This is a genomic window from Maribacter arcticus (genome assembly GCF_900167935.1).
GTDB lineage: Bacteria > Bacteroidota > Bacteroidia > Flavobacteriales > Flavobacteriaceae > Maribacter > Maribacter arcticus.
This window is the reverse complement of record NZ_FUYL01000007.1, coordinates 219,792-245,225: the sequence shown is the minus strand read 5'-3', so window position 1 is coordinate 245,225 and position 25,434 is coordinate 219,792. Positions and strand designations below refer to the sequence as shown.

The following is a 25,434-nucleotide window of genomic DNA, read 5'->3' as shown; positions in this document are numbered from 1 at the left end:
AAAATAACTGTTGCCAACAAAACCTCCTATGAAAAGCCTTCGTCCAGTTCTTTAAAGTTAATTAATATTTTCTTTTTTACTTTAAACCACCTTTTTTTCTTTTAATATAACTTGCTCGCACTCCTATATGTGATCGGTTCGAAACCTGAAACGTCACCGGCATTTGTATGATTATAAATTATAATAGAACCGGTCACTTGCTAAAAATGTGATCCTGAACAATACAGGTCACGGGTTTTGTTTTGTGATACAGTTCTTACTACTTTTTTAGAGCTTTGTTATGATTCCTATTTCTTTGAATTCGTATTTTATTATTCAATTACACCTATGGTATAAGGCACTTCCGTTTTAATTACGGCTAAGGTTCTACTAAGTAACTTTCTTGCTACTTTGACAATGATACTTTTTACGTTCTTCCCTTGATGTTTACGATAGTAAGCCTGCATAACTGGGTCTGCTCGTATTGCTTGCCATGATGCTTCCACAAAATAGCTTCTCAATAAACGGTTTGCCCGTGGAGTCATTCCCATTGTCCTTTGACTATTTCCACTTTGGTATATACTTGGTGCCAGACCAACATAGCCTGCCAAATGTTTAATGTTGTTGAAACGTCTTAAATCTCCTAGTTCACATAATATACCACAGGCTACTATGCCACCTATACCGGGTATACTTCTTAGCAGCATATAATCTTTCTTGTAATGCGTTTTACAGTACCTCCTTAGCTCAGTAGAGACATCACGTAGCTCTTGATCTACGAAACGAAAGAAACGCAGTCGACTATCTAAAGTAGACTTCGCCGTTGGGTATTCAAAAACCATATCATCTAACCAATTTCTGTATTTATGACTCCAATGGTCATTATCGAACTCCTCTGGCTCTTTAATACCGAAATACAATAATTGCATCTTGATATAACTCTTTACTCTTCTAAAATCTTTAACCAAATCATTTCTTCGTCTAAACAGACTGCGAAGCTCTTCTCGTTTCTTATTTGGTATTATGATACTCTCTAAACGACCATCTTTAAGTTCTCTAGCAATTAACTGCGCATCTATCTTATCTGTCTTTGTATGCTTCTCTTTACCCTTGCGATGAATATCTGCCGGGTTCACAACTAAACTTCGCCAACCATAACCTTCAAAACATCGGTGTGCATGATAACCACAGCAACCTGCTTCGTATGCAGTTGTTACTTCATACTCCCGAAAATGTTTGGAAACATAAGTTTGTAATTGCTTTGGATCTGCAGACATACTGAAAGACTTACCTGCAAACAAATCTGTTGCACAATGTACCTTCCAACTTCGTTTGTGTATGTCGATGCCAATATATAACTTCGGTATAGCAGTAATTTGAGTAATCATATCTTTAATTTTTAGTTCATTTTAAAGATACTCGACTTACTGCTTTTTCATCAATGCTAAACGTAATGCGGACTTTAGGGCTAAATCAAAAGGTCTGTGTATATTTATGAAGTCGCTAATCCCGATAGCTATCGGGAATGGATTTAGCTCTGGACAAGAAAAAATAAAACTAAACAAAAAGCTTTTGCTACGTGCGCAGACGGAAACGAAAAGTTTCCTTACCTGCCCCGATTGCCATAGCCGTAACGTTGTAATCAATTGCTCAAAAAATCAAAAAGAGCGTTTAATTATTTTGAATACATTTGACCTCGCTAAAACAAAATATATGTAATTAAGATTTTTCTTCCTTAAACGATATTCGAATTCTCGCCCCGAGTGAGGTTTGACCTTTCGAAAATCAAAAACAAGAATCTTAAATTATAATATATCATTAATGAAAAATAGCATCAAGCGTTCTCCACGCACATTTTCAACAATATTTCTTTTTTTCTCTTTTTACTGCTTTATTCTTAACATTAGCTGTGATTCAAAAGATGAAAATTGCACAAAAACTGCAGTAGTCAGCGATACTTACTTCTTGAACAACCAACAATACTTCCTAGATAGAACTATTGAACTACCCTGTAGCTTTCCTAATCCAGAACCATTAACTCAAATTGACCCACCTGAGTTAGATGGCTTTACTTACGATGTCTTATTTTATGAGTTTACACCCGATACCGGAAATAATACTTCGCGTTGGCGATTTGAAATTCAATTAAATAACCCAAAGGATTACGAAGTTACAGGGTTGCCTATATTGACCGTAAAGATAGGAGAGCTAACGTCCAGTCAAAGTTATTCAGATAAAACAACCTTGCCTTGCTTCGAACTTGGGGCTAAATCCAGTTGTACGCTATCTTATGACCAGGAAAGCTCCCTGGATTTAGGTATAATCAATAATATAGAACTTATAAACGTTCAATATTTTTTAACTAATTAGAATTAATTGTTTTATCAAAAGTATCAACGTTGTAACTGCAAAACTTAGCAGTCTTTTAGTAGATATTGGCTACTCTTTTTAATTCGGTTGAATCGAATGGATTTATGAATTTGTTTACGCAAGTGGACTTCACTCAAACGCAACTATTGCGCAGATGGACTCCACTCTTATAAAAAAAACGCAATCGTTCGTGCTTACTCGAACGTGTCGCTACAGATTACAACAAATCTTATAATTAATGTGGACTTGTGTCTAATTCGTAAGGTCTGTGTATATTTATAATGTCGCTAAATCTGTTGGATTTAGCTTTGGAACAGAAAAATAAATCAATAAGCTTTAGCTTCGTGCACAGACGGAAACAAAAAGTTTCCTTGCCTCCGCACTACGCTCAGGCGTTGTGTGTAATTTAAAAAAGCTAAAAAAAAATGAACGAAATTAAAAGAAATAAGAGTAATACTAATTTTGCTGGATTCGATTTAGCTAGCACGGAACAGAGATTAATTAATTATACTATAGACAGTGTTCTCTATTTTGGTTTTATCATTTTTTACATAGTTTCGATAAGACATATTTCTAAAATAGAAGATTTATCCTTTCTATCGGGATTACTTATTTATGATGATCCAAACTACTTGCGAAGAATCTTTTTTGGGTTAATTACCACAACTATTTTTTATTCTTTCCTAGAATATCTTTTAAAAGGAAAAACCATTGGAAAACTTGTGACCAATACAAGAGCTGTTACTATTGAAAATGAAATCATGGATTTCAAAACAGTTCTATTAAGAAGTATGTGTAGAAGAATACCTTTTGATTCTTTTTCTTTTCTTGGTGAAATACCAAGAGGATGGCATGACAAAATATCTAAAACTAAAGTTATTTTCGAAAAGAAATAAAGAACAAGCAACAAGATTAGAAATTAATTTAGTGTAAACCTTAATCTTTAACTTGTGTAAAATATGTGCCTTAACGAACATTTGATCAAACCCATTAAAAAAACTATACTACAGAATTTAACAAGAGTAAAATTTGCAACCAGCCTAAAATATGGATACCACAGAAGATTTTAAACAATTTGAAAACCTAGAAGAAGAACAATTACCAGTTGCCAAACATAAATTACATGATTGGACCCATTTTGCAGGACTATATGCTGCTGAGCATGTAGCAGCAACGGAGTTTGTCATTGGGGCGACCTTCGTGGCACTAGGCGCTAAGACCATGGATATCATTTTAGGTCTATTGATTGGTAATATCTTGGCCGTACTGAGCTGGAGGTTCATCACCTCACCTATTGCCGTTGATACGCGATTGAGCCTCTATACCTATCTGAATAAGATTGCAGGTGATTCAATGACCAAGATGTACAATTGGGCCAATGTCATCATCTTTTCGGTGATTTCAGCGGCAATGATTACGGTATCATCTACCGCAGTGCGTTTTGCCTTTGATATTCCTGCGCAACTCAATTGGTACCCTACCAATGCTTGGTTTATTTTGATTGTTTTGGCTGTGGGCATCTTTGTGGTTTCAATCGCACTCTATGGTTTTAATGCGGTTTCTGAATTTTCCGGCATCTGTGCGCCTTGGCTCTTTGTGATGTTTACCAGTGGCGCCATGGTGCTCCTCCCCGCTTTGTCTTTAGATGTATTGGATAAAACTTTACCTGCAGGCTGGGCCGATTTTATGACCTTGGGAGACCAGTCCATTTGGACAGGCATCAATAGCGACGGCGCTCCGGGCATCGGATTAGTGGAAGTCATAGGATTTGGTTGGGCTGCCAATACCATTACCCATTTCGGATTAATTGATATGGCCCTCTTGCGATTTGCTAAAAAGAAATCGTACGGCTATGCCACCAGTACCGGTATGATGTTCGGTCACTATGTGGCATGGATTGCTGCCGGAATCATGGGCGCAGGTGCCGCCGTTATCTTAGGAAAATCTATTGTAGAACTTGACCCGGGTGATGTGGCCTACTATGCCCTCGGTTGGTCTGGGTTTGTAATAGTAATCGTTGCCGGATGGACAACAGCAATAACAAATCTATATAGAGCAGGTTTAGCCGCACAGGCGATTTTCTTTAACCACTCCCGAAAGAAAACGACCATCGTAGTTGGGTTAGTCACTATGATCATTGCCTGTTTCCCCTTTGTTTTTTCACAAATACTGCCACTACTCACTTATGCCGGACTACTGGTGGTTCCTGTAGGGGCGATTGTATTTACAGAACATCAAATTTTTCCTAGAATTGGCTTTACGCGCTACTGGTCTTCGTACCGTCAGCTGACCTTTAGTATGCCTGCTGTCGCTTCATGGGGCTTGGGCCTTGTCTTCGGTTTTGGATTGAATGCCTTGGATGTGATTTCCTTCTATTACCTGTTTATCCCCACTTGGTTTTTTACAATCTTGCTGTATACACTGCTAGCGTCTCGGTATGGGGCGAAAGAGAACTATACTGCTGAAGTTAAGGAAGAAGAAGTTCGGAAGGAAACGATTGAACGCTTTCAAGAACAGCAAGCAAAGGAGGAGCCTGTTATTGCTAAGGATAAATCTTTTTTATCTCAGGGGTTAAAATTTATTGCGATTATCGCTTTGGTCGCCACCTTGGTGTTAGCTAGTAATGTCATGTTCGGTAGTGCATCAGAAACGGATTATATCGAAAATCGGGAACTCTTTTATACCTACGCCTTCATCTGTACCCTAATTTATTTTGCACTTGCCTATTGGGCGCTGCTGCGCGGAAAATCAAAAACAGCTACACAATAATGAAAAGACCAATACAACTCCAACAACAAAATTTAGAGGAAGTAGGAAGCCGTATGCCTGTTCCGAATTATAATCGCGAAGCGAATAAAACAGGAATCGTACACATTGGTGTCGGTGGATTTCACCGCGCACATCAAGCTTACTATTTACACCAACTCCGGCAGTTAGGCGAAGCTTCAGACTGGGGAATCTGCGGTATAGGCCTACGCGAAGCGGATGCCAAACTACACGATATTTTCAATAAGCAAGACCACCTATATACGCTGATGGTCAAACACCCCGACGGAAAAATTGAACCCGAAGTCATCGGGTCGATAGTCAATTTTAAAATGGGAGTCACAGACTCCGAACCCGTAATCGCCTGTATGGCAAATGCTGATACTCGAATAGTATCGCTTACGATTACCGAAGGCGGATATAATTTTAACCCCACAACGGGGGAATTCAATTTTGACAACCCTGATATACAACACGAACTACGATACCCCAATGAGCCGATAACCGTATATGGTTTTCTAACCGCTGCCTTAAAACGACGTCGCGATAACGGGCTACCTGCTTTTACCATTTTGTCTTGTGACAATATTGAACACAATGGCGATATGGCGCGTAAGATGCTACTCGCCTTTGCCGAAGTGCAAGATAAGGGGTTGGCGGAATGGATAGCCCAAGAAGTCTGCTTCCCCAATAGTATGGTTGATCGCATTACACCGGTAACAACGAAAGCAGATATCGAAACCCTTGCACAAAACTATGGCGTACAAGATGCTTGGCCCGTTACCTGCGAACCTTTTATACAATGGGTGGTAGAAGATAAATTTTCGAACGGGCGGCCCGCTTTTGAAAAAGTTGGCGTACAATTCGTTCCTGATGTGGGGCCTTATGAGAAAATGAAACTACGACTGCTCAATGCCGGGCATTCAGTATTGGGGCTTTTAGGAGCCCTTCACGGTCACCCCACCATCAATGCTTGCCTAGAAGACCAAACCTTCAAAACCTATTTGAGGGCCTACCTAGACCAAGAAGCTACACCCATTTTGGGAAACATTGAAGGCATTGATTTAGAGGACTACAAATACAGTCTATTAGAGCGTTTTGCCAACCCGAATATCAAAGACAGTGTCAGCCGTATTTGTTCGGAAAGCTCAGCCAAATTGCCTAAATTTTTAATTGCTACTATACATGATAATTTAGCGACTGGTGGCAGTATCAAGTTTGCAACCTTAATCATTGCTGCCTGGTGTTATTATAGTGATAAAGGAAAGGATAGACAAGGGCATCCAATCGAAATTATCGATGCCATGAGCACCGAACTACATCAAGCTGCCAAACAAACCACAACCGACCCATTAGCCTTTATAAGACAAGAATCTCTTTTTGGTAATCTTATTAAAAATGAGCGGTTTACAAAGTTGTATACAGAGGCAGTTCATAAAATCTATAAGGATACCAATATCAAAAAGTATATGAAGGATATGATTTAAAATCTATAATTCAGATTCTGAAAAGTGAAAAAATAAACAAATAAAAAACGTACCACAACAAAATGTATAAAACATAGCTGGTAAGTGCTAAGCCTAAAAGTTTGTGATTATTTACAAAGACCTCCAAATTATTAATTTGGCTTTTGAAATAGAAAAGATAAAACATAATCCCGAAGCTTCGGGACGGCTCCGTGTTTTTCCGAAAATGTAGTGTCTTTTTACACGCTACGTTTCATACACAAACCGTTGGCGGTAATTTGGATGAAACCTTATATAGATTAAAAATGTTCCTAATAGACAAACCATATATTTCAGATTTTCTTATAGATACAATAAAAGAAAATTACTATCCAGTTGTTGCAACAAAAGTGGCTAAAGAATTAGTGGCTGACCCTACCTTAAATTGGATTAGCGAAGAAGAGGCTATAGCAACTATAAAAAACAACCCTTCTCAGCGAATATATACCAATTCAGAAAATGTTCTCAGTTGGATAGATAATCACTTTGGGGAAAGTGAATTGTCAAAACAAATCAATATCCTTAAAGACAAGGCAAAATTCAGAGAGCAGATTAAAGCCCTATTTCCAGAATTTAAATTCCAGAAAATCAAGTTAGAAAATATTCAGAATATTGCTACCGAGGAATTGTCATTTCCGTTTGTCATAAAACCATCCATCGGATTTTTAAGTATTGGTGTCTATATTATAAATGATGAAAACGAATGGATTAAGGCAAAAGAAGAAATAACGCCACATAATCTTAAAAGTATTTTCCCGAAAAATGTACTCGATACTTCCCACTTTATTATTGAGGATTTTATTCAAGGTGAAGAATACGCTATAGATTATTATCATAATGATAAGGGTGAGGTGGTTATATTAAATATTTTACACCACGTTTTTTCATCGAAAACAGATACAAGCGACAGAGTATATTCGACTTCTAAAGCAATTATCAATCAATATAAATCTGAATTGGAGCAGTTTTTAAGCACAATTGGCAATAAACTTAATTTAAAGAATTTTCCGGCTCATGCAGAAGTAAGAATTGATGAGAAGGGCAAAATAATTCCTATTGAAATTAACCCACTTCGTTTTGGAGGTTGGTGTACTACGGGTGATTTATCAGGAATTACAGTGGGACTTAATTCCTATAAATACTATTTTGAAAACACTTGCCCAAATTGGGATACTATATACGAAGGCAAAGAAAATAAAATATTTAGTATAATCGTTTTAGATAATAATTCAGGTATTAAGCCTGCTGATATTGCAAGATTTGATTATAAAGCACTTGCTGATGATTTTGAAAACCCTATTTTGATAAGGGCCTTAGATATTAACATATATCCTCTTTTTGGTTTTGTTTTTGCAAAAACTGATGAAAAAAACAAAAAGGAATTATACGATATTCTCAGTTCAGATTTGAGAAAATATATCATTGTTAGAGAATAAAAACTACCGCCAACAATGTATGAAAATAATAGTCGAGACAGTAGTAAATTCAAAGGTTGTAGCCCGCTTCAACTTTCTTGCAACTTGACAGGAAAGTGTCACGCAGTTGACTACTATTTTTATAATAACCGTTAGCAAATATTTAAATAAGAAAGTTAAATACAACGAGCAGGAAAAGACAATAGAAAAAAATGACGGCCTAAAAACTTCATATTTCGCTTTGAGGATTATAATGCTCTTAAACATATTTCAATGCAGGTCTAAATTTATATAATCTGAATGACGGACAATTAAACATGATTGGTTATATCTGAATTTTCGTGGGTGTTCTCTCCATTAGAACTCTCACATATCTATTATTAAAAAAGACAACACTCAAAAAAATACCATTGAACCAAATAAAGCGATTAAAAGAAAAACAAATTCTTGGAAAAAAAAGATTCAGTTTGGAATTGAAAAATGGAAAATTAAGGAATTTGACAAAGTTGAATAAGCAATCGGATATTAACGAATTGAAAAGAATGTTCTCGGATATCGGAATTGAAACTTCCTGACCAAAAAAAACATTTGCTAACACAACCTAAACGTAATGCGGACTTTAGCACTTAATCGAAAGGTCTGTGTATATTTATAATGTCGCTAATCCCGATAGCTATTTGGAATGTATTTAGCTTTAGACAAGAAAAAATAAAACTAAACAATAAGTTTAGCTTCAATCTAAAATATTGAGTATGAAAAAAGTACTGCTACTATCAATTTCAATAATTCTATTTTCTGTTACTTCAAATGCTCAAGAAAAAACAGCTATCATTTGTGGTAAGCTTATAACTGCAGAAGATAATAAGGTTTACAACAATACTGTAATCATCATCAAAGCAGATAAAATTGTAGAAATTGGCACTAGAGATATCATTAAGCCAGATTACAAAATAATTGATTTAACCGAATATACAGTGCTACCTGGCCTAATAGACGCTCATGTGCATCCATTAATATATGGTGATGATTACCAAGTAAATCATTTGAAAGGATCATCTGCCTTTAATGCCCTTAGAGGTTTGAAAACAGTGCAAAATTGGCTTAATGAAGGTTGGACTTCGATAAGAGTAGCTGGTGATGCCGATACACAATATGCCCATTTTGAAATCAGGGATGCCATAAACGCAGGTTTGTTTGATGGTCCGAGAATCTATGGAGCTGGACATTACTTGTCTGTAACAGGGGGTGGTGGTGATATTAATTTTTTTTCACCTGATCAATCGGTGATTTCTGATGGGCTAGTAGTTGATGGCGTAGATGAGATTCAAAAGGCTATTCGGCAAGAAATAAAACATGGGAGTGACTGGATTAAGCTCCTGGTTACTGGGGCTTTTATGTCAGAAGGGGACGATCCGAAAAACGTCCAATTTAGTGATGAAGAAATAATTGCTGCAGTCGAGGAAGCAAAAAGGAGAGGTATTCCTGTTATGGCTCACGCACATGCTACTGAAGGCATCAATAAAGCAATAAAGTTTGGAGCAAGGTCCATAGAGCATGGCACCTTCCTAAACGATGAAAGTATTGATCTCTTTTTAGAGTATGATGTATTCCTAATCCCTACTGTCAGTGTTGGTGAGTATGGACTTGAGACCTGGAAGAACAGTAAGGCACAGGCTAAAATGTATGAGTTAACTAAAAAATTTCGCGAAGACTCTTGGAAGATGTATTCGAAATCAATAGAAAGAGGTGTGAAAATAGGGGTAGGTTCTGACAATGTTGGGTTCCCTCCTAATTTTGCGGCTACGGAATTTCGATTGCTCGTCAAATTGGGCATGACGCCTCTTCAAGCAATAATGGCAGGTACAAAGGTAAATGCAGAGTTACTTATGAAAGATGATGAAATTGGAAGTATCAAGGTAGGTAAATTGGCAGATATTATAGCCACTAAAGAAAACCCTCTTGATGATATCTCTGAATTGTCGCGAGTGGAATTTGTCATGAAAGGCGGAAAAGTCATTAAGGCAATAAAATAGACAGAAGCTAACAAAATATATAACGCATTAAAACGCACCATATACTGAGCGTTAACTGTCAGCAAAAAAAAACGTAGGCAATCTTTTCAAAAAATGGTCCTGAAAAATGTAGTGGTCTCGAAATAAACCAATACAACGAAGAGCAATTAACGATGGAGCTAAAAGACGGGTTTGACAAAATAAAGTGCATTACAGAAGACCATTTTACACCATTTAAAACACCGCAGAACTTTCCTGTTTTGTAGTTTTAAAAGACAATTGAACTGAATGAAAAGCCAGTGGCTAACACCATGTAAAACGAATTGCTTAGTTATAGTCTACTATGAAAATCCTGCGAATTTTCTTTTGGTTCGTTCCATTTTTAGTATGTCAGTTGTTTAAACAAGCAACTATCCTTATAAATAAACGTTGTGTGCAATTTTAAAATAACACTCTTTTGTAACATTTTAGAATTTACAACGTCTTATTTTCAATCAATCAACTTATCAATCAATCAACTTATCAATCAAAATATGAAATCGAATAAAAAAACCGGAAGGCTTGTAGGACTATTGTTTCTAATCATTTTTGCAACTGGAATTACTGTCTATCAATTTTTACAAGGTCCCGTACTATTTTCAGATGATTTTCTAACCGCTACTTCTGCAAACTCAAATGAAATCATTATTTCGACTTTACTTTTAATTTTAAGCGGCATAACGTCTATTGTAATAGCTTCAGTTTTATTACCCATTTTTAAAAAACATAGTATCATTTTGGCTTTTTTATATTTGGCATCTAGTATACTAGGTTTTATAGCTATATCTATTGACAATATTAGTGTTCTATCTATGCTAGAATTAAGTCTAGAGTATACTAAAAATGAAACTGGAAATTCTGATATATTAAATACATTAGGTAGTGTGTTTTATAAAAAACATTGGTGGACACACTACTTGAGTCTACTCATTTCTTGCTTTCCAGTTTTTATTTTATACTATACATTTTACGTGTCTAAATTAATTCCAAAAGTCATATCAATTGTTGGGATAATAGCCGTAGTTCTTATGTTTATTGAAATACTATTTTCGATTTTTGGAAATAGCATTAGTATGAATATGCTTCTTCCGATAGGGCTCATTCAACTAATTCTTCCTTTTTGGTTAATTTTAAAAGGATTGAATTCGACAGATTTAGAAACTGAAATGAAATAACGAAATTTAGTTAGAAAAAATGCACACAACAACACCTATAATCCATTTCAGGTAAATTTCCTAACTAAAATCTTTAACTTTAGGTAATGGTTTGGTGCTGGGCGGAAAAATCTAGACGCATTTTTTTCGAAACGAAATCATAGGTACTGTGTCAAAAAACATAATTTTTCTGAGCCAATAAAGCGAAAATCGAAATCTTTTTACTCAAATATTTAGCTATTATAAAGACGTATATCCTCGAATTTTTTGGGTTTTTAAAAACTCTAAATGAATTACTAAGTAAATTTGCGCAGATGTACTTCACTCATGCGTAATCGTTGTGCTGAAGCTCTTTAATATTAAATTGTAAAACGAATTTAACCGTACCTTTGTACTCATATGCAAATCAACAAACTTTCAGATTGGTTACCAACAACGAACAAAGAAGTAAAAATTCGAGGTTGGGAAGAACTAGATGTTATTCTATTTAGTGGAGACGCTTATGTAGATCATCCTTCATTTGGACCAGCTGTTATTGGTCGTATTTTGGAAAGTTATGGATTAAAAGTAGCTATTGTTCCGCAACCAAGTGTAAACGATGATTTACAAGATTTTACAAAATTAGGAACACCAAAATTATTTTTTGGAGTTACTGGTGGTTGTATGGATCCTATGGTGAGTAATTATACGGCTAGTAAAAAACCTAGAGATAAAGATGCCTATACACCAAATGGTGATAAAGGATTTCGACCAGATTACGCCACATCAGTTTATTCAAGTATTTTAAAAGATAAATTTCCAGATGTTCCTGTTTTAATAGGAGGAATTGAAGCTTCTCTACGTCGCGTAACGCACTACGATTATTGGAGTGATAAACTAATGCCAAGTATTTTAGAAACTTCTAAAGCAGATATGTTGGTATATGGTATGGGAGAACAACCTTTACGAGAAATTGTTAAGCTATTGCAAAAAGGAGTGCCTTTTTCAAGTTTAAGAACCATAAAACAAACCGCTTTTTTAGTAAATAAAGATGAAACCATTCCTAAAAATAAAAATTGGGATGATGTAGAAATTCATTCGCATGATATTTGTTTAAAGGATAAGAAAAAATTCGCTTCTAACTTTAAAGTCATAGAGCAAGAATCTAATAAACTTAAAGCAAGACGAATTTTTCAAGGAGTAAAGGACAGAACATTGGTGATAAATCCACCATACCCAACAATGACTGAAAAAGAAATTGATGCTTCTTTTGATTTGCCCTACACACGGTTACCACATCCAAAATATAATAAGCGTGGGCCAATTCCTGCGTTTGAAATGATTAAGACTTCTATTAACATTCATCGTGGTTGTTTTGGAGGTTGTAGTTTTTGTACGATTTCAGCACACCAAGGAAAATTTATTGCAAGTCGTAGTGAAGAATCTATTTTAAAGGAAGTTGACATAGTCGCTAACATGCCTGATTTTAAAGGCTATTTATCAGATATTGGAGGACCTTCTGCAAATATGTATAAGATGAAAGGGAAGGTACAATCCATTTGCGACAAATGTGTGGCACCTTCATGTATTTCGCCCGTAATTTGCAGTAATTTAGATACATCTCATAAACCGTTAACCAAGTTATATCAAGCCATAGATAAACATCCTAAAATAAAAAAATCATTTATTGGAAGTGGCATTCGACATGATATGTTAGTTCCAGAATTCAATAAGAATGCTGACCCAAAAGAATTAGATGATTATACGGAAGAAGTGATGACAAAGCATATTTCTGGACGTTTAAAAGTTGCGCCAGAACATACGTCTGATCCCGTATTGAAATTGATGCGTAAACCGTCGTTTCAATATTTTCATAAGTTTAAAGAACGTTTTGACAAAATCAACATAAAGAAGAACTTGAAGCTTCAGTTGATTCCTTATTTTATTTCAAATCATCCAGCTTGCGAAGTAGAAGATATGGCAAATCTAGCTGCTGAAACTAAAGATATGGGTTTTCAGTTAGAGCAAGTACAGGGCTTTACACCAACACCAATGACGGTTGCAACGGTTATTTATTATAGTGGATATCACCCATATACACTAAAACCAACCAAGACTCCAAAATCAAAACAAGAAAAGGATGAACAGCATCGTTTCTTCTTTTGGTATAAAAAGGAAAATAGAAATTGGATTAGAAAAACGTTAAATAGGGTTGGTCGAAAAGATTTGATAGAAGCGTTAGTGCCAGAAAAAGAAAATGATTCTTGGAAAAGCATTAAACCTAAAGAGGTTAAGAACACCTTTGATGATGCTATTCCTGCAAGTCATTCACGCCTAAAAACCAAACGTAAAACTAGAAATAAGAAACGTTAAAACGATTGCTACCACATTTGAAAATTGAAAAGTAAAATTCCTAATGCCAGAGCTTGATGTTATACATGAAAACAAAGACTATATCGTTGTAAACAAAGCGGCTGGACTCATAAGTGAAAAAAGCCCTTACGAAGCTGTCACTGTTGAGACTCAAGTTCTTAATCACCTTTTAAAAAGTAACCGAAAGCCTTATATTGGAATCATACATAGATTAGATCGCGTTACAAGTGGAGTATTAATTCTGGCAAAGAAAAAAAGCATTCTGGTAGAATTTAATACGCTGTTTAGTAGCCGTAAAGTTCAAAAAACGTATTTAGCAATTGTTAAAAACAAGCCAGCAAATAACAAAGGAAACTTAGTAAACTTTCTCATAAAAAATAACAAAGAAAAAAAAGCAGGTATAGTCCAATCAAAATCAAAAGACTCCCTAAACTGCATGCTTTCCTATCAAGTTATAGGCAAAAATAATTTTGGTTATCTTTTAGAAATAAAACCAAAAACTGGTCGATTCCATCAAATAAGAGCCCAATTAGCGAATATAGGACTACCTATTATTGGAGATGAAAAATATGGTTCAGACCAAGAATACTTGCCGCTGTCTATTTGCCTTCATGCATGGAAATTAGTCTTTGAAGTCTCTGGTTCTAAAGAATCCCAGACCTACGAAGCACCTTTACCTAATAACGCTTTTTGGACATTCAAATCCATCTAGATTTATCAACTATTTTTGCTAAGTACTATCAATAAGTAATTTTTTATTTATAATAAAGAGTATATTTTTAAGAGTTAAATTGTTAAGTTAAGTAACACTGATAGCAACATATTAAATGGAAACCATAAAGAATTTTTTAGAACTAGAGGTAGTTCATATAGGTGAGTATAAACTACAAGTGTATACCCTTTTCACCATTTTAGGAATTTACCTTATTACCAAATTGATATTATTCCTCATTAAGAAAACTATTTTTAGTAGAAAAAATAACAAACTCGATGTTGGCGCCAGTTATGCATTACTGCAAATAATAAAATATATAGTTTGGGTTATTGCTATCGCTTTAATTTTAGAAACTTTAGGTGTTAAATTAACCGTGTTAATAGCAGGTTCTGCAGCCTTACTAGTAGGAGTTGGACTTGGATTACAGCAAACATTTAATGATATATTATCTGGTATTATTTTGCTTTCTGAAAAGTCAATAAAAATAGAAGATGTCATAGAAATGGATGGTGATATCGTGAAAATACAAAGCATTGGCCTGCGAACATCTAAAGCTTTAAATACAGATGATGTTTCTATTATTATTCCGAATTCATTGATTACTACCAATAAAGTAATAAACTGGAGCCACCAGGCTATGAAGGCGCGTTTTAGAATTGATGTTGGTGTTGCTTATGGTAGCGATATCGATTTGGTTATTAAGGTATTGGAAGAAAGTGCATTTGAACATTCTGATGTTTCTGACAGAGAAGCCACAGAAGCACGATTAGTGAATTTTGGAAATTCTTCATTAGACTTTCAAGTCTTATTTTTTAGTGAAAACATATTCAGGATAAGTAAAGTAAAAAGCGATATACGAAGAAGTATTAGTCAGAAATTTACAGAAAATAAAATAGCTATTCCGTTTCCTCAAATGGACTTACATTTTAAATCCAATTTTCAAGAAAACAAAAAGTCTACATAACTACTATTTTAAAAAATTCACTAAACTAAACGATAGATGTAGCTTAAAAAAAATATACAAATCAAATAATTAATTTAGGGTAATTTTCAAATATTAATAATCTTCGTATTCTACTAAGATTAATATGCCATTAGAAATATAAAAAACTAAGAGGGAGAATAATAATGCTCCATTCTTTACATCTTTTAAACATCACGGTACTGCTATTCATTATTTTGAGAATGGAAATAGAAAGCAAATGAATGTGAAGGTAAACGGAGAATGTATTCATTATTACAAAATGGCACTTTTAAAGCCAAAGGGAGTTACAAAGATGTTATACCCAATAAAACCAGTACGCTAAAAATGATACAAACTGACAACAAGAATACACTCAAAATAGGAATGGCTCAAATCTCTCCTGTTTGGCTGAACAAACAAAAGACTATTGATAAAATTAAAACATATATCAAGAAAGCTGCTGATGATAATTGTGAGCTTTTGGTATTCGGTGAGGCATTGCTACCAGGTTATCCGTTTTGGATATCGTTGACCGATGGGGCTAAATTTAATTCAACCACTCAAAAAGAAATACATGCGCACTATGTTAAGAATTCGATTCAAATAGAAGCTGGCGAACTTGATGAAATATGCGCATTGGCGAAAGAGAATTCTATGGCAATGTATTTAGGCATTATGGAACGCGCCAAAAATAGAGGCGGTCATAGTATCTATTGCTCATTGGTATATATTGATGCTAATGGTGACATAAAATCGGTGCATAGAAAACTACAACCTACCTACGATGAGCGCTTAACTTGGGCACCTGGTGATGGTAACGGACTAAGAGTTCATGATTTAAAAGATTTTTGTGTCGGCGGATTGAATTGTTGGGAAAACTGGATGCCTTTATCAAGGACTGCTCTGTATGGTATGGGCGAAAATCTACATATTGCTGTTTGGCCAGGTTCTGATTATAACACGCTTGACATTACAAGGTTCATAGCTAGAGAATCTCGTTCGTTCGTTGTTTCTGTTTCAAGTTTGATGAAGGTAGAAGATTTCCCTGCGGACACTCCACATCTTCAAGAAATACTTAAAAATGCCCCTGACACTATGGCGAATGGTGGTTCTTGTATTGCTGGACCAGATGGAGAATGGATTATTCCACCAGTTATTGATAAAGAAGGTCTTATTACTTCCACCATTGATTTTAATCGAGTGCTAGAAGAAAGACAAAACTTTGACCCTGTTGGTCATTATTCTCGACCAGATGTAACCAAGCTTACGGTTAATAGAGAACGACAATCGATAATTGACATTATAGACTAGAAAGGCAAAGAACTTGCCATAAAGATGTTGTTAATACCACATATTTAAAAAGTACACAGCAGTATTTTTTAATTCAAAATAAAACACTTGAAGGGATATTTACCTTAGTAAAATTCCCTTTATCAAAGTGATTCTATGACCATCTAATTTCAATTATTAAGCTTCAATTCAAATACTTAGATTACTAATGTTCAGCATTTATCTCTCGCATAATAGCTGCAAAAAGTTGATATGATTTAATACGGTCTTGTCCATCATAAATATTAGTTACCGCAATTAACTCATCTACCTGTGTGTCTGCAATAAATTGTTTTACTTGCTTTTTAACGGTCTCTTTACTCCCTATAAATGAATACTTAAGCATTTGACGTACTGAAGGGTTTTTGCTTAATTCACGTAATTCATCAGTCATTTCAATTGGGGCTTGCATATAGCCTCTATTGCCCGTCAATAAGCCAATAATCATTCTATAAAGCGATGTTGAAATTCGCTCAGCCTCTTCATCGGTATCTGCAACAATGATATTGACTCCAGCTAAAGTATATGGCTTCTGCAATACGTCAGAAGGTTGAAATTCCTGATGATATGTTTTTAGAGCATTCATTAAATGTGTCGTAGCAAAGTGACTTGCAAAAGCATACGGTAATCCTTTTTTGGCGGCTAGATGGGCACTATCGGTACTTGAACCTAAAATGTATATCGGCACCTCTACCCCTTCGGCTACCGTAGCACGAACCTTTGCATTGGCATTGTCACTCGAAAAATAGTGTTGTATTTTTTGAACTTCCTCTGGAAAAGACATGGCAGCTTGGTAAAAATCTGACCGGATAGCTTTTGCAGTTTCTTGATCTGTACCAGGGGCTCGCCCTAAACCTAAATCTATTCGATTTGGGTATAGAATACCCAATGTTCCAAATTGTTCTGCTATAATTAAAGAGGAATGATTAGGTAGCATAATTCCACCTGATCCAACACGAATCTTTTTAGTGCCCTCAGCAATTTTACCAATTAAAATGGAGGTGGCACTACTACCTATAGCTACCGAATTATGATGCTCGGCCAACCAATAACGGGTATAACCTTCAGCCTCTGCTACTTGAGCCAGAGACAATGCATGATTAAAAGTATCTTTTAACGTGGTTCCTTGCGAAACTATAGCAAGGTCAAGTATGGAATATTCTATTTGTTTTTTCAATATAAATTCATTTATATATTTATAACTTTCAATATATACTCTAAAATATTATAGATTTTTCAGTCTTAATGTGTAGTTATCCCACACCTCATGATTAAGGGAGTAATGATAATTTCGCCCAATTTTATGCGGATTAATCAATCCTGATTCCACTAATTTTTTAATGTGATGACTGATGGAAGGCTGTGCTAAATCTAACAAATTACAAGCATGGGTACATTCTACCTTTCCCTGATTCTTTTGCATGTACTGTAATATTTTCAATCGATTAACATCACTTAATGCTTTTGATATTTTCTCTATTTGTTTTAGCTCCATGATGTTTTTAATATATCGATATATACAAATGTATCGATAACTTGAATTAAACAATAGTATTGAGAGCTGATTAGGATTAAATTAACGTTCTAACTAATAAATGATGTAAATGAAATAGCATAAAACAGATAACAGCCAGAACGGTTCCCCCTCCTTAATTTAAAAAAGAAAACTAATCAGAATTTAATGGAATTAAACACCTGCCCAGGTTGGAGCTGGCTCTTGAAAATGAAATAATAATTTTGGCTAAATTTTAACCTATTTATCACCCCACAAACACGCTATTTAATCCTTGTTTTTTTTAAAAAGAACTAAATTTGCGCTGACCAAAATAGAAACTAACAATAATGAACCTTACCATTGAAAACATACTACTAGTAGGGTCTATATTACTGTTTATCAGCATCTTAGTAGGTAAAACTTCATATAAATTCGGCGTACCTACTTTAATACTCTTTTTAGCCATTGGTATGCTAGCAGGATCAGACGGTATAGGAGGTATTAGGTTTGACAACCCTAAACTTGCACAATTCATTGGTATTGTTTCCCTTAACTTCATTTTGTTTTCTGGTGGACTTGACACCAACTGGAAGGCCGTAAAACCGATTCTTAAAGAGGGTCTGGTTTTATCTACTTTAGGTGTTTTACTAACAGCGGTTTCGTTGGGTACATTTGTCTATTTCGTGACAGATTTTACCATTTATGAAAGTATGCTTTTAGGTTCTATAGTCTCATCTACAGATGCCGCAGCCGTATTCTCCATATTACGTTCAAAAAATCTAGCTTTAAAGAACAATCTAAGATCAACCTTAGAATTAGAAAGTGGTAGTAATGACCCCATGGCCTATGTACTAACACTTGCATTCTTGACCTTGGTAATCAACCAAGACTTAAGCATTCTTTCAATCATCCCCTTATTTTTAAAACAAATGATTTTGGGTGGTATTGGTGGTTTTGGTTTTGGAAAATTGAGCGAACTAATTATCAATAAAATTAAACTAGGCTTCGAGGGGCTTTACCCTGTTCTCGTTATAGCATTAATGTTCATTACATTTTCGGCAACCGATGCCGTTGGTGGTAACGGCTTTCTTGCCATATACATCTGTGCTGTTTATCTGGGTAATCAAGATCTTATACATAAATCTACCATTATAAAAATGTTTGATGGTTTAGCATGGTTAATGCAAATTGTGCTATTCCTGACATTGGGTCTACTTGTTTTTCCTTCCGAAATAATACCCTATATGGGAATAGGTCTGCTCATATCTGTATTCTTGATTTTAGTGGCTCGTCCAATAAGTGTTTTTCTTAGTTTGATGTTTTTCAAAATGAAACTTAGAAGACGGTTTTATATTTCGTGGGTCGGCTTACGTGGTGCGGTACCAATTGTTTTTGCAACCTATCCCCTTTTGGCGGGTATTGATAAAGCAAGTATGATATTTAATATCGTATTCTTTATTTCAGTTACATCTGTATTAATACAAGGAACTACTTTATCGATTTTTGCTAAATGGTTAAATGTTGCCTTACCTGATGAAGTGAAGCCTATTGCAGAAAATGATAGGTATATTCTAAATCTGCCTAAATCTGCCATGGAAGAGGTTATTATACCACCAGATAGTTATGCAGTTAATAAACGGATTATAGATTTGCATTTTCCGAGGTCTGCATTCATTGTAATGATTAAACGAAATAGTAAATTTGTACGACCGGGTGGCTCAACGGTAATTGAAGCTGATGATGTATTAGTTCTCTTATTAGATAATGAAGATAGTTTGAAAGAAGTTAATGCAATTCTCGACCAAGGTGTTGTTGCGTAATATGAAAAGTACGAATCACATATTCAGGGTTCTTCTACTCGTCTCCATTTATTGTTTCGGGGTATATAGTTCTGCTAATATATTACCGTTTTCTAATGAGATAACAGTTGACCAAAAAAGCGAGCAGAAAGCATATTTTACTGCCTCAACTAAGCTACTATCGCCTCATTCACAACAGTCGGAGGTTTCAATATCTGATGTTACTGAGTATGCTGCTCCGAATTTTAAGCTCCCGTTCACGAGTGTTTCAATACGCTTAAAATCTAATGAAGTACTGTTTAGCTCAAGATTTAAGCAGTATGAAAATTACGCTAATATCTTACTGGTTAGGCATCGAAAGTCTGACCTAATTTTTCCTTTCCATAATTTCTGGTAAATCATTTTTTTAAAGGCTACTATTCAAGTAGCTACAGGTAATACATTGATATGTTGCGATTTAACGCATCATACAAAAATTAGTATCTCAAAATTTAAAAAATATAAAATGGAATTAGGAATAGCCGTTATAGGCATCGTATCTGTTGCACTTTGTGCAATGCCTTTTGTTATAACAAACAGAAGTAGAAAAATTAAAGAAAAAGTAGTATTAACTTCCCTAAAAGAGGTTGCTCATCAACATAACTGTGAAATTTCTGAACATGAAATTTTTGGTCATTACGCTATTGGTGTAGACCGAACTAAAAACTTCGTATTCTTTGTTTTAAAAACGAAGGAAGCTATTCAGCAGCAATATGTTGACTTATCTTCAATAAAAACATGTGAAATAGCGAATATTGGTAAATCATACGTACGGAAGGAAAAAATCATTGACCGATTAAACCTAACCTTCTTTCCTGTTGATAGCGATCAACCCAACATCGTTTTCGAATTTTACAATGCGGATATCAACTACCAATTAACTGGTGAACTTCAGTCTATAGAAAAATGGAGTTCGTTGATTAAAAATATGCTGAAAAATAAAAAATAAGCATTGTAGCTACTTTATAGATTGAATGATGGCAGATGAATTACGTTGTATACATATAGCGTATGAAATCTGCCATTTCTATTTACATATTCAAAAGTTTATACTCACTATGATATTTATACTTGGTTACCGTAATGCTTATTCTAATTGAAAAATTACCTGCAATCTCATTGATGATTATATAGTTGAGTTATAAAGATATAGTCACGCGTAAATTCTAATTAGAAAGTACGGGTTTTACATATCATTTTGAGCGCAGAAGAATAGTATTGCAGATACACCTAGAAATAGAGTAACTTGTTATCATATACAAATGTTACTGGTGCTTACACTAACGATTAACATCCAATAATCATTACTTCTAATTATGAACTTAAAAACAAGTATTACTTTATTCCTTTTTCTAGGATTTACTATCAACAACTATTCACAAGTAACAAGTAAGGAAAAAGTATTATCAGAAATTCGAAATGAAGGATTCAATAATTCTGAAGCCATGAACATGTTAAGTCAGTTCACCGACATTTACGGCCAGAGGCTTACAGGTACTAGAGAGTACTATAACGCTGCTACTTGGATTTCTGATGAGATGAAAAAAATTGGTCTTCAAAATGTACATTTTGAAAATTATTGTTCTGATTGTCGAGGCTGGGGTATTAAAACCTTTGCTGTAGAAATGGTGGCTCCAAACTATATGAATATTTCAGCGTATCCTTTGGCGATGTCTAAAAGTACAGATGGCATTGTTTCTGGCACCATCATAAGTATTGAAAGTTATGCTGATATGAATTGGGTGAGAAGTGAATTTTCAGGTAAACTGAAGGGAAAAATAATCCTTTTAGGAAAAGAACCTAGAAAGAAATCACTTTTAGATACTATTGAATCTAGATATTCAGAGACACAATTGAAACAAATGGAGCAAAAAGTAACCGCTAAGGTTAAAACAACTCCATTACCTGAACTTTTTGAGCAATGGAAAACTGACGATTTTTCGGATGAATCGTTCCTTAAGTTTATAGAAGCTGAAGGCGCTATAGCCGTATTGACTACAAGGCCTATGTATTTAGGTGTTTTACACCCTCAAGGAACTTATTATTATAAAGAGGGTGATTTAAAACCTTTGCCATATTTCACAATCATGCCTGAACATTTTGGAAGATTGTACCGTATGACAAAATTAAATGCGACACCCACTATACGCCTTAATTTGGAAACTGAATTTTACAGTGAACCCGAAAATAATGTAAACATCATAGGGGAAATTTCGGGTAATGATGCTAAACTAAAGTCAGAAAGTATAGTATTAGGAGCTCATTTCGATTCTTGGCATTCTGCCACAGGTGCTACCGATAATGGTGCTAATTGCATAGTTTTAGTAGAAGCTTTACGCATTCTTAAGCAGATTGGCTATGAACCCAAAAGAACTATTAAAGTTGGGCTATGGGGAGGTGAAGAACAAGCTTATTTAGGGTCGGCTGCCTATGCTAAAAAACACTTTGGAGATTTAAATGAAAAACCGAATATCGCATCTAAAAAAATTGCAGCTTATTTAAATTTAGATAATGGTGCCGGGTTAATAAGAGGCGTTTTTTTGCAGAATAATGAATTGGCAAGACCCGTTTTTGAAAAAGTATTTGAGCCAATTTCTACTATAACTTCTGGAGCTATTGCTATTGAAAATACACTATCTACCGACCACGAAACTTTTGATTACTATAATATCCCTTCATTTCAATTCATACAAGATGATTTAGCTTATGGGTCTGCAACTCATCATACAACTCTTGACTTTTTAGAATATGTTCCTGAAAATGACATTATGAAAAATGCTGTGATTTTAGCTTGGACAATTTATTCTTTGGATACTATGAACGAAAACATCCCTAGAAAGAAAAAATAAGTACCCGTTAAGCAATGTAAAATGGTTTGCTAGTGTACCCCTATTCATGAAAATCCTGACAGATTTTCCTTCGTTTTGTATATGCTTTAAATTAATTGCTAAAAAAGGTAATACATCTTACATACACAGTCTAAAACACTAAAAAAAACATTCTGTATACAATGAAAGTCAGAAATTCAATCTTTACTATTCTTAGAAACTTATCCCTATTTTTATTTCTGATTATAAGTATTTACTGCCAAAATTCTGCAAACAAACAGAGCACTACTAAAAGTGAATCTTTAGGTTAAAAAACTGAAGAAGCTATTGAAAATAATTTCAGACCTTGTGGAAATTGCATGAAGGAAGCATATAAAAATTGGAAAAATGAAATTGTTTGATATAAAGGTTGACCCAACTAAAAACCTACTTCCGCAGGGTGGAACCGTAAATTACTATGGTCAAATTCTAAATGAACAAGAAGCAACTCGTTATTTAGACCTTTTGCTAAATAACATTGAATGGAAAAATGACGAAGCTATACTATTTGGCAAGAAAATAATAACAAAGCGTAAAGTGGCATGGTACGGTGAAAAACCGTTTGAATACACGTATTCAAAAACTACCAAACTGGCATTATCTTGGACTACCGAATTAGTAAACTTAAAAAACAAAGTAGAGCAAGAAACAGGTGAGACTTTTAACTCATGCCTACTAAATCTTTATCACGACGGAAACGAAGGAATGGCCTGGCATAGCGATGGTGAAAAAGATTTAAAAAAGAACGGCGCAATTGCCTCTTTAAGTTTTGGTTCGGAACGAAAATTCGCATTTAAACATAAAGAAACCAAAGAAAAGGTAGAATTGATATTAGAACATGGTAGCTTATTAATAATGAAAGATGAAACCCAAACCAATTGGTTGCATCGACTACCACCGACAAAATTAAGTACGCAGCCCAGAGTGAATTTGACTTTTAGAACTATTATTGAAAAATAAAGACCAAATTAATTACACTGAGTATTACTTTCTTTATACCACTTTCTCAGCAATTTTAAAACTCTTGAAATATCATCGTGTATTTTACTTTAATTTTGCAGCATGGTCAGAAATGTACAGTTACGATTAACGTTAAAGGAAGAAGCTACTCCTAATGGTTTAGAAATACGTACGGCAAAGTATCTTGGTCTTGTAGAAGGCACCTTTAAGATAAGGGTACTTCGAAAATCTATTGATGCACGTAAACCTAAAATCGTATTCAACTACAAACTGGCTGTTTATATTAATGAACCCGCCCCTAGCAATGCTATATCTTTTAATTATAAAGATGTTTCTAAGGCAAAACCGATTCATATTATAGGTTTCGGACCTGCAGGAATGTGGGCTGCACTTCGTTGTTTAGAAATGGGGTACAAACCTATTGTGCTTGAACGTGGTAACAATGTAAAAGACCGTAGACGAGATTTAAAAGCAATAAACCAAGACCATAAAGTAAATCCAGAAAGTAACTATTGCTTTGGTGAAGGTGGCGCAGGCACCTATTCTGACGGAAAATTATACACCCGAAGTTTAAAACGTGGCGATGTACGTCGCATATTTGAAAGCTTGGTGTTTCATGGTGCTACAGAGCAAATATTAATAGATGCGCATCCGCATATCGGGACCAACAAACTCCCAAAAATTGTTCAGAATATAAGAGAAGTAATACAGCATCATGGTGGCGAAATACATTTCAATACCAAAGTGACCGATTTCGTTATCAAGAACAACACGCTAAAAGCCATTATTCTTAATGAAAAGGATGAAATGGCAGTAGAACGAGTCATTCTTGCTACCGGACATTCCGCACGTGATATATTCGACCTTTTACACAAAAAGGATATTGCATTAGCAGCAAAATCATTTGCTATGGGCGTTCGTGTAGAGCATCCACAGCATATTATTGACAGTATTCAATACCATTGTTCTGGTGAGCGAAGTGAACTATTACCTGCAGCATCGTATAGTTTGGTTGAACAAGTGAAAGAGCGAGGTGTATATTCTTTTTGTATGTGTCCCGGTGGATTCATCGTCCCTGCGGCTACATCACCCGGAGAAGTGGTTGTAAACGGTATGTCACCATCGAAACGAAATAACCTATATGCAAATTCTGGTATTGTCGTAGAAATTAATGTAGATACCGATATTCCTAAGTACGAAAAATTCGGAGCCCTAAAAGGATTGGAATATCAAAAGGATTTGGAGCGTTTGGCTTTTACTTCAGGTGGAAGAACACAAACTGCACCTGCACAACGACTAACTGATTTTGTTGATGGAAATCTATCTGTAGACTTAAACCCTACCTCCTATCAACCCGGATTAAAATCGGCACCCTTACACTCCCTTTTACCAAAATTAATAGGCAGTAGACTTCGCCAAGGTTTTAAGGCATTCGGTGATAAAATGCATGGGTACTATACTGCAGAAGCAAATATAGTTGGGGTAGAATCACGAACCTCATCACCAGTAAGCATTCCAAGAAACGAACAATTAGAGCATCCGGTCATTAAAGGTCTTTTTCCATGTGGTGAAGGTGGTGGTTATGCCGGTGGTATTGTTTCAGCTGCAATGGACGGTGAGCGCTGTGCCGAAGCAGCAATGAAAGGACTTTAATAGTTTAAGAAGCATATTCAA

19 protein-coding genes are annotated in these 25,434 nt (G+C 35.1%); 16 read left to right on the top strand and 3 right to left on the bottom strand.

Translation table 11 applies throughout. The annotated features are described in order from the left end of the window. Positions 1-311: 311 nt before the first annotated feature. Positions 312-1,367: an IS110 family RNA-guided transposase gene (locus B5X55_RS12610; protein ID WP_079511101.1), complete on the bottom strand. Its 1,056-nt coding sequence runs from the start codon at positions 1,365-1,367 to the stop codon at positions 312-314. A 433-nt stretch (positions 1,368-1,800) separates the two neighbouring features. Here B5X55_RS12610 and B5X55_RS12600 point away from each other — a divergent pair, with 433 nt between their 5' ends. From B5X55_RS12600 to B5X55_RS12545, 11 genes are all read left to right on the top strand, one after another. Then, positions 1,801-2,349, top strand: a complete 549-nt coding sequence (locus tag B5X55_RS12600) for a hypothetical protein (RefSeq protein ID WP_079512985.1) — start codon at positions 1,801-1,803, stop codon at positions 2,347-2,349. Positions 2,350-2,774: 425 nt separating this feature from the next. Beyond that, a complete protein-coding gene (locus B5X55_RS12595) occupies positions 2,775-3,245 on the top strand; it encodes an RDD family protein (RefSeq protein ID WP_079512984.1) in 471 nt (156 codons plus the stop codon). A gap of 151 nt (positions 3,246-3,396) precedes the next feature. Beyond that, positions 3,397-5,118, top strand: coding sequence for a purine-cytosine permease family protein (locus tag B5X55_RS12590; RefSeq protein ID WP_079512983.1), 1,722 nt, complete (start codon positions 3,397-3,399; stop codon positions 5,116-5,118). Next, positions 5,118-6,602, top strand: coding sequence for a mannitol dehydrogenase family protein (locus B5X55_RS12585; RefSeq protein ID WP_079512982.1), 1,485 nt, complete (start codon positions 5,118-5,120; stop codon positions 6,600-6,602). Before B5X55_RS12590 ends, B5X55_RS12585 begins: the two co-directional genes overlap by 1 nt. Before the next feature lie 284 nt (positions 6,603-6,886). Next, complete coding sequence (locus B5X55_RS12580) at positions 6,887-8,056, top strand: ATP-grasp domain-containing protein (protein WP_079512981.1); 1,170 nt, start codon at positions 6,887-6,889, stop codon at positions 8,054-8,056. A 731-nt stretch (positions 8,057-8,787) separates the two neighbouring features. Beyond that, positions 8,788-10,068 (top strand): metal-dependent hydrolase family protein, encoded by a 1,281-nt coding sequence (locus B5X55_RS12575; protein WP_079512980.1) that lies wholly within the window; start codon positions 8,788-8,790, stop codon positions 10,066-10,068. 512 nt (positions 10,069-10,580) lie between these two features. Then, a complete protein-coding gene (locus B5X55_RS12565; protein WP_079512979.1) occupies positions 10,581-11,261 on the top strand; it encodes a DUF4386 domain-containing protein in 681 nt (226 codons plus the stop codon). Positions 11,262-11,639: 378 nt separating this feature from the next. After that, positions 11,640-13,592: a YgiQ family radical SAM protein gene (locus tag B5X55_RS12560; protein WP_079512978.1), complete on the top strand. Its 1,953-nt coding sequence runs from the start codon at positions 11,640-11,642 to the stop codon at positions 13,590-13,592. Positions 13,593-13,635: 43 nt separating this feature from the next. Further along, positions 13,636-14,304, top strand: a complete 669-nt coding sequence (locus B5X55_RS12555; protein WP_079512977.1) for an RluA family pseudouridine synthase — start codon at positions 13,636-13,638, stop codon at positions 14,302-14,304. 115 nt (positions 14,305-14,419) lie between these two features. After that, entirely contained in the window at positions 14,420-15,271 is an 852-nt protein-coding gene (locus tag B5X55_RS12550) for a mechanosensitive ion channel family protein (protein ID WP_079512976.1), read from the top strand. A gap of 345 nt (positions 15,272-15,616) precedes the next feature. Continuing rightward, positions 15,617-16,582: a carbon-nitrogen hydrolase family protein gene (locus B5X55_RS12545; RefSeq protein WP_079512997.1), complete on the top strand. Its 966-nt coding sequence runs from the start codon at positions 15,617-15,619 to the stop codon at positions 16,580-16,582. 184 nt (positions 16,583-16,766) lie between these two features. Here B5X55_RS12545 and B5X55_RS12540 read toward each other — a convergent pair whose 3' ends face one another. Together B5X55_RS12540 and B5X55_RS12535 are read right to left on the bottom strand one after the other, a co-directional pair. Then, positions 16,767-17,780 carry an LLM class flavin-dependent oxidoreductase gene (locus tag B5X55_RS12540; RefSeq protein ID WP_143814491.1) on the bottom strand — a complete coding sequence of 338 codons (1,014 nt, stop codon included), beginning with the start codon at positions 17,778-17,780 and terminating at the stop codon, positions 16,767-16,769. A 45-nt stretch (positions 17,781-17,825) separates the two neighbouring features. Beyond that, complete coding sequence (locus B5X55_RS12535; RefSeq protein WP_079512974.1) at positions 17,826-18,095, bottom strand: ArsR/SmtB family transcription factor; 270 nt, start codon at positions 18,093-18,095, stop codon at positions 17,826-17,828. A gap of 347 nt (positions 18,096-18,442) precedes the next feature. Between B5X55_RS12535 and B5X55_RS12530 the strand changes: the two genes are divergently transcribed. From B5X55_RS12530 to B5X55_RS12510, 5 genes are all read left to right on the top strand, one after another. After that, positions 18,443-19,915, top strand: coding sequence for a potassium/proton antiporter (locus tag B5X55_RS12530; protein ID WP_079512973.1), 1,473 nt, complete (start codon positions 18,443-18,445; stop codon positions 19,913-19,915). Between the two features lie 484 nt (positions 19,916-20,399). Next, positions 20,400-20,882 carry a hypothetical protein gene (locus B5X55_RS12525; protein ID WP_079512972.1) on the top strand — a complete coding sequence of 161 codons (483 nt, stop codon included), beginning with the start codon at positions 20,400-20,402 and terminating at the stop codon, positions 20,880-20,882. Between the two features lie 367 nt (positions 20,883-21,249). After that, a complete protein-coding gene (locus tag B5X55_RS12520) occupies positions 21,250-22,782 on the top strand; it encodes a M28 family peptidase (RefSeq protein ID WP_079512971.1) in 1,533 nt (510 codons plus the stop codon). 366 nt (positions 22,783-23,148) lie between these two features. Next, a complete protein-coding gene (locus B5X55_RS12515; protein ID WP_079512970.1) occupies positions 23,149-23,760 on the top strand; it encodes an alpha-ketoglutarate-dependent dioxygenase AlkB family protein in 612 nt (203 codons plus the stop codon). A 102-nt stretch (positions 23,761-23,862) separates the two neighbouring features. Then, positions 23,863-25,413, top strand: coding sequence for an NAD(P)/FAD-dependent oxidoreductase (locus tag B5X55_RS12510; RefSeq protein ID WP_079512969.1), 1,551 nt, complete (start codon positions 23,863-23,865; stop codon positions 25,411-25,413). The last annotated feature ends 21 nt before the right edge of the window (positions 25,414-25,434 follow it).